Source organism: Gordonia sihwensis NBRC 108236 (genome assembly GCF_000333035.1).
Lineage (GTDB): Bacteria > Actinomycetota > Actinomycetes > Mycobacteriales > Mycobacteriaceae > Gordonia > Gordonia sihwensis.
On record NZ_BANU01000039.1, the window covers coordinates 45,780 to 51,779 of the forward strand.

Annotated in this window: 7 protein-coding genes and 1 tRNA gene; 4 read left to right on the forward strand and 4 right to left on the reverse strand. The window is 63.5% G+C overall.

The window, feature by feature from the left end:
* Positions 1-43: 43 nt before the first annotated feature.
* From GSI01S_RS17975 to GSI01S_RS17985, 3 genes are read right to left on the reverse strand one after another with little or no spacing between them, the layout of a single operon-like run.
* Positions 44-1,291, reverse strand: coding sequence for an MFS transporter (locus GSI01S_RS17975; protein ID WP_081598156.1), 1,248 nt, complete (start codon positions 1,289-1,291; stop codon positions 44-46).
* A complete protein-coding gene (locus tag GSI01S_RS17980) occupies positions 1,191-2,045 on the reverse strand; it encodes a 3-hydroxyacyl-CoA dehydrogenase (protein ID WP_006898068.1) in 855 nt (284 codons plus the stop codon). Before GSI01S_RS17980 ends, GSI01S_RS17975 begins: the two co-directional genes overlap by 101 nt.
* A gap of 2 nt (positions 2,046-2,047) precedes the next feature.
* Entirely contained in the window at positions 2,048-2,734 is a 687-nt protein-coding gene (locus GSI01S_RS17985; protein WP_244874929.1) for a TetR/AcrR family transcriptional regulator, read from the reverse strand.
* Positions 2,735-2,852: 118 nt separating this feature from the next.
* Here GSI01S_RS17985 and GSI01S_RS17990 point away from each other — a divergent pair.
* The 4 genes from GSI01S_RS17990 (at position 2,853) to GSI01S_RS18005 (ending at position 4,559) form a co-directional block, all read left to right on the forward strand.
* Positions 2,853-2,928 (forward strand) — tRNA-Leu (locus GSI01S_RS17990).
* Positions 2,929-3,062: 134 nt separating this feature from the next.
* Positions 3,063-3,386: a hypothetical protein gene (locus GSI01S_RS17995; protein WP_006898070.1), complete on the forward strand. Its 324-nt coding sequence runs from the start codon at positions 3,063-3,065 to the stop codon at positions 3,384-3,386.
* A 118-nt stretch (positions 3,387-3,504) separates the two neighbouring features.
* Complete coding sequence (locus tag GSI01S_RS18000) at positions 3,505-3,951, forward strand: hypothetical protein (RefSeq protein WP_006898072.1); 447 nt, start codon at positions 3,505-3,507, stop codon at positions 3,949-3,951.
* Positions 3,948-4,559 carry a hypothetical protein gene (locus GSI01S_RS18005; protein WP_006898073.1) on the forward strand — a complete coding sequence of 204 codons (612 nt, stop codon included), beginning with the start codon at positions 3,948-3,950 and terminating at the stop codon, positions 4,557-4,559. Before GSI01S_RS18000 ends, GSI01S_RS18005 begins: the two co-directional genes overlap by 4 nt.
* A gap of 598 nt (positions 4,560-5,157) precedes the next feature.
* Here the strand turns inward: GSI01S_RS18005 and GSI01S_RS20255 are convergent.
* Positions 5,158-6,000: hypothetical protein (locus tag GSI01S_RS20255; RefSeq protein WP_006898076.1), on the reverse strand; the 843-nt coding region annotated here is incomplete at its 5' end.

Sequence of the window (6,000 nt, forward strand, 5' to 3'; positions counted from 1 at the left end):
TCTCGGTCCAACACCAGCGCCGGCGTCGATGTTCCTTCGTGCCTCAGGCCCGGACACCTTCGTGCCGGACAGTGGGCGCCGGCACCGAGGCTCGGCCCGGGAGCAGCAGCGCCAGCACACCGCCCGCGACCGCCAGGCCGGTGGCCCACCAGAACGAGTAGCGGAACCCGATGGTCATGGTGGCGCCGGCGGTCAGGACGACGGCGATCACCGCCGTCCCGAATGAGCCGCCGACCTGCTGGAACGACCGCGTGACGACACTGATGTCGTTGCGTTCCGAACCGTCGGCCCCCACGAAGCCCGCCGCCATCAGCGGACTCAGCAGTGTTCCCAGCCCCAGACCGCGAACGAAGAGCGCGACCATCAGCCACACCAGATTCGTCGAGGCGTCCGCGAGCGCGAACGGGACGGTGGCCACGGCGACGATGCCGCAGCCCGCAACAGCGATCCAGCGAGCCCCGATGCGATCGGTCAGTGCACCGGCGAGGGACCGAGACATCAGGGCACCCACTCCCTGCGGAATGAGGACGAGGGCGGCCATGAGCACCGACTCGTCACGTTCGCTCTGCAGATACAACGGCAGCGCGAGCATCGCACCGAACGAGACCACGCTGAAGAAGAACAGCCCGATCGACGACGCCGACACCGCGCGCCGGGCCAGCACCCGCACGTCGACGAGCGTGGCTCCAGTGGCATGAGCGGAGCGGAACGCGAAGACGGCCAGGAGCACGACACCGGCGAGCATCGGGAGCAGGACGTCGGTTCGCATCACACCGCGGTGGGTGTTCGAGAGACCGAGGAGCACTCCGACCAGACCGGGTGCGAGCAGGCACACGCCGATCACGTCGAGACGGGCGCGGTCGGAGTCGGGCGCACGGTCGTCCGGGATCCGGTGCGAGAGCGCCAGCGCGACCAGACAGACCGGGACGTTCACCACGAAGAGCCACTGCCAGTCGAGCCAGTGCAGGATCACGCCGCCGATTACCGGACCCAGAATCGGGCCGAGCGCGGTCGGCAGACTCACCAGTGCCACGAGCCGGCCCATCGCGCGACCACCGCCTGCCGCCACCAGAATCGACGTCATCAGCGGGAACAACAGCCCACCGCCCTCACCGGCTCGCGCACATCCGATCACATTCACGGTAGAGCAGATGCCACCGTGGCAAGCGACGCGAGCCGGTGCGGACCTGTCACCGGTACTTGTAGAAGCCTTCGCCCGCCGCGATCCCCAGCTTGCCCTTGTCGATGTAGTTCTCCTTGAGCCAGGCGGCCAGCTGCTGGGCGTGCTCATCACCGTTGGCCATGATGTTGTACGGCGTGTTGAGACCGATCACGTCGTACATCTGGAACGGCCCGATCGGTGCTCCGGTTGCGATCCGCCAGGTGTTGTCGACGTCCTTGGGTTCGGCGTAGTCGCCCGCAGCCAGTTCGAGCGCCGCGTTGAGGAAGGGAACGAGCAGTGAGTTGAGCACATAGCCGGCCTTCTCCTTGTGGATGGGGATGGCCACCATGCCGATCTCGCCCGCGAACTCGACGATCGTGTCGAAGACAGTCGGCGAGGTCTGTGCGGTGCCCATCACCTCGGCGGTGTTGAACTGCCACACGCGGTTGGCGAAGTGCAATGCCAGGAACCGGTCCGGGCGGTCGGTGGACCCCACGATGTCGCTGGGCAGCAAGGTCGACGAGTTGGTCGCGAAGATGGTCTTCTCCGGCGCCACGGCGGACAGCTTCTGATAGATGTCGCGTTTGAGGTCGAGTACCTCGGGAACGGCTTCGATCACCAGATCGGCGTCGGCGACGGCCTCTGCCAGATCCGACGAGTACGCCAGCGCAGCCAGGGCGGCCTCGGCCTTCCCGTCCGCGGCGCCCGGCACCTCGTTCTTGTAAGTCTCGACCAGTCCGGCGAACCGCTCCTTCGCCTTGGCGAGGGCGTCGTCGTCGATGTCGTAAGCGGTGACCTCGAACCCGCTGTAGGCCGACTGGAACGCGATCTGCGATCCCAGCACGCCCGTTCCCAGTACCACTACCTTCTTGATGTCGGACATTGTCAGTTCCTCTCATCGTGATCGGCTAAGAATCCATCGACGATCTGCCGGAGTTGTCTGCGCAGATCGGCGGGGTCGGAGGGGGCGTCGGACTCGGGGTCGTCGAGTGTCGCGGCGCTGCGCGCGACGTCGAGGTGGACCGCGGCGAAGACCGAGCGGCCGGCGGCGCGCACCGCGTCCGCGGATGTGACGACGCCCCGTCGGCGCGCCTCCGCGGCGAGCACGTCCGCCAGCGCCACCTCGGTCTGTCGAACCAGGCCGACGCCCTCTGCTCGATATCGTTCGGATCGGGTTCCGAAGACCAACTCCCGCTGGTAAGCGGCCGCGTTCTCCGGCCGCACGGCGGCGCTCCGGAGTATGGGCGCGACCACCGCGAGCAGCGCGTCGACCACGTCGTCCGACTCGGCGGAACGTTCGACGCCGGACTCCAGTGATCGACGGAACTGCTCGTTGTAGACCATCAGCAGCAGTTCGACCTTCGACGACGCGTACCGGAACAGGGTCCCGGCGGCGACGTCGGCACGTTCGGAGATCTCGCGCGTGGTGACGGCGTCGTATCCCTTCTCGGCGAACAGTTCCGTTGCCGCGCGGAAGATGCGGTCGCGCTTCTGACGCATATTGCGGTCGCGGCGCCCGCCGGCAGCCGTCTCGTTCTCGACCACCTGCCACCTCCCGCAATCGTCGATCACGCTTATTAATGAGCGTACTCCGTTTCTGCGGCAGGCGCCATGGTTGAAGTCCGGTTCCACCGGTTCGGCGGAGACCGGCAGACACCCGGCCTCCGGCGGCCTGGCATGCTTGTCACGCGCCCCCATAGCCCAACGGCAGAGGCATCGGACTTAAAATCCGCTCAGTCCGGGTTCGAATCCCGGTGGGGGCACCAATAACACCAGGCAGACGTCAGATCGCTTGTCACACACCATCAGACATGTGACAAATCGTGTGCCAGGGACGTGTCCACGTACGCGCTTCTGAGTCCTTCCACGCCAACCAGGGCACAACGGAAGGAACCACGACATGACCACCGCTGACCGCGACACCCAGCACGCCAACATCGCCGCCATCCACGCCGCAGCAACCAAACTCGAACTCACGCCCGCCATCAACGCGGAGGATGACGGCTACGTCTGCGCTACCTGGTCCAAACGCATGGTGCGCCTCGGCCTACCGACCGGCGATATCCATGTGATCACGTTCTTTTCCCCCGGCTCGACCCAGCCGCAGCATGAAGTCATCCTGTTCGACTTCGAAGCCAATCTGACTGTCGAGTCGATGCCCGCCGTCCTCGTCGCGCTGGAAGAGGCCCAGTCGCTTCTTGGGCGGGTGGCCGAAGCGTTGTAAGTACCACCGAGGCCCCCGGCAGCCAACCTCATCGCGCAGTCGGGGGCTTTTCGTGTCCCGCAGAACACAAAATGGGCAAAACGCAGCATCTCTCCAAATCGGATCAGAAGATGTTGCAGTGATACTCAGCGACGAATCCCCCACAGTCCTGCCCAAGACGCCACCCGCCTCACACGCCAACGCGATCCTCACTGCGCTAGCTGGCATCGGCAACGCCATCGCATCTGTGCGCAAAGTTGATGTACAGCAACACGAGCTCATCGTCGCCGCGACGCCAGCCGGGCTGGTCCATGCGATTCTCAACTACGACGACGAAGCTGGGTGGAACAACGTCGAAAGAGTCACCCTCACGATAGAAGTCTGCGTGCTGTATCCATGGCGGCGGGTTCGTGCTATTCGCGTTGCAGACGTCCAGGTCAGGCGGCCTTCCGACTGGGATGATCCGAAGCGATACTTCACTCTTGCCTACGGCATCGACGTCGAGGGTGCAGAGTCCATCACACTTCCGTCCGGCGACGAAAGCGACACACTCGTTGCGGCAATTCGGGACTACCTGCCGCGATGACACTCATCATGAGGTCCCTCGAACCAGGGCGGATCACCGTAATCACCGACACGCTTGCCAAAGGCGTCGGCAGGACGCCAGACGAATACCACCGCAAGATTGTCACCGATCGGACCCGGACGCACCTCTTCACCGGCAGTGGTGATGGACGAACCCTCGCCGCCTGGCTTGACCACATGGCAGGCCAGACGTGCTTCACACCCCAAGCCGCCGTGGACACGAGCGTCACGGTTCTGCGTAGTCTTTGGGACCTTGCAGACCACGTTCCCGGCGATCACGTGCGCGCCCGCGTGTTCGGCTTCAGTGGCACCGTGCCCGCCGAAGGCTTCGCCCCATGCCCATTCGGCTACCTACTCGAATCCGCCTCAGGCTTTAGCCCTCAAGCAATGGACCAACGATTCGGCCAGATCGCGATGAACTTCTGTCCAGATGAGGACGAGCTACGCACGGCGCCGAGCACAGACGTCGGCGATCCGAATCAGTGCTTCAAACTCGCCCAGTGGGCCAAACCTGTGAGCGATCGGCACAACAACCCAGTCGGAGGCGACGTGTGGCTGACGACGTTGACCCGCAGCGGGGTCGATGACCGGATGATAGGCAGCCTGTGACCGATCACGACCCCGAATGCGTAGACCGCAGTGACACCGACGAATGCGTCGGCACACCAACCCAGGGCAACGGCACAGTCCGGTGCACCAGACACTCACTGCGCCAGGCACTTCAACCGCAGGCAGACGCCGCACCACCGCGACGGAAGCACATCGCACTCTGGAGCTTCGTAGGCGTCGCCGTCATTGCCGCCATCGCCCTGACGACTGGTGCCGTCGCCCTCGTGAAGCAGGAGCCTCGCCCGGTCAACGCAACAGCACCATCCGTGACGATTTCGCGGCCGGTGTTCCAACCGATCGCGCCGCCAGTCTCTTCGGACGCCGACGGAGATGCAGGTAAATGATCCTCAAGGCGGGACAAACACACGCTGGTCTAAGACATTCCACCTTGCCTCACCGCCGAAACAGGTCGGATTTGTTGCTTACCCATATCTCAATAACTACATTCGATGCGAAATCTGGGTGAACGGCAATCTCAAATCCGCCCACGAACAGGAAGGAACCACACGCGGCCTCCGTTGCGGCGTGACGTGGAACAGTTAGAACCTTAAGACAAAAACAGCGGCCCCGAAGCATAATTCGCCTCGGGGCCGCTGTCCTAACTCTTCGCCCAAATGAGCGGTTCCTCCACATCACCAGCAATACGAAACGTCGTACCAGCAATCCAGTCCTCCGTGCGCACCGCACCACACTTCCACGTCAAAGACGGGTCAACCAAATCCGGATCAACAATATACTCATGCTCCACCACCTCGAACAACACATCACCAACAGGCGAATCAAACACCTTCGACTGGCGCGGAATACCAAGCCAATCGTCACCGCCAGAGTAATGCATAATCCGACCAACAATCGCCTCAGCGGGAACCAGAGCACCGAAAGTGTATGACACTGGCGCGATTGTTTCGTTGCCGAGAGCACGCCCCATCCACCCAGCCGAACACGCTATGGCCTGCACCGGAATTGACGCCCAGTGGACTCCGGTCCGCCAGTCTGTAGCATGCCGATACAGCACCCGCCAGCCAGTCAGCGGCGTCCTCGACACCGCCTTGCGCAAGATGCGACTATAATCCACATACCCATACTCGCGAAGAATCTCAAGCAGATAATCGGGCGGTCGGTAACCATAATCAGCACCGCCATAGACGTACGACTCAGTTTCAAGTGGATACTTGTATTTAGGTGGCACCTCCTCGGCGTTGTCGGTCCACTCGGGGAGAATCAGGTCACGCGGCCAACCCTCGTCGCCAAGCCGCCAGCCATAGACTCGACGCCACCGCTCCCCGGCGGGCTTGCCAACACGAACGGCCTCAGCCACGCATTCGGCTACCCTCCCCGCCGCAGCCTGCCCCGCCGCCAAAGCCTCAGCAACAGAGGCAAGGTCATCATCCACCCTGCGCGCTTGTGCCGCCCGATAGTCGGCAATCGCCCGGTCTTGTAT

What these genes read in the sequence shown, in the direction of transcription:
- GSI01S_RS17975 (WP_081598156.1), bottom strand. Translation starts at nt 1,291, where the DNA reads ATGAGCACGCCCAGCAGCTGGCCGCCTGGCTCAAGGAGAACTACATCG.
- GSI01S_RS17980 (WP_006898068.1), bottom strand. Translation starts at nt 2,045, where the DNA reads ATGTCCGACATCAAGAAGGTAGTGGTACTGGGAACGGGCGTGCTGGGA.
- GSI01S_RS17995 (WP_006898070.1), top strand. Translation starts at nt 3,063, where the DNA reads ATGACCACCGCTGACCGCGACACCCAGCACGCCAACATCGCCGCCATC.
- GSI01S_RS18005 (WP_006898073.1), top strand. Translation starts at nt 3,948, where the DNA reads ATGACACTCATCATGAGGTCCCTCGAACCAGGGCGGATCACCGTAATC.